This is a genomic window from Rhizobium ecuadorense, assembly GCF_001187535.1.
Lineage (GTDB): Bacteria > Pseudomonadota > Alphaproteobacteria > Rhizobiales > Rhizobiaceae > Rhizobium > Rhizobium ecuadorense.
Window position 1 is genome coordinate 1 of the sequence record NZ_LFIO01000115.1, and the last position, 222, is coordinate 222.

General features: G+C 63.1%; 1 pseudogene. It reads right to left on the minus strand.

Annotated features, from left to right (window positions below):
* Positions 1-153: pseudogene (locus AF337_RS41715) on the minus strand (sugar ABC transporter permease); the annotation flags it as partial.
* Positions 154-222: the final 69 nt, after the last annotated feature.

Consider the following 222-nt stretch of genomic DNA (forward strand, 5'->3'; position numbering starts at 1 on the left):
GACAATGACTGGCAGTGAGCCGAGATCGCCGGAGCGGATGCGATCCCAAAAGGCCTGGATCGAACCGCCGAAACTGTCGTCATGGCGCACTCTCTCATCACGCCGGTCGAGCAGCGCCGGTGCTGCCGGATCATTGTCGATGGTCTTCATCATGGCCTGCCCTCCTCGTTCGGTTGGCTTTGCGCCTGGCGGCGCGACGCTCGGCGGGAGACGGAATTGTTG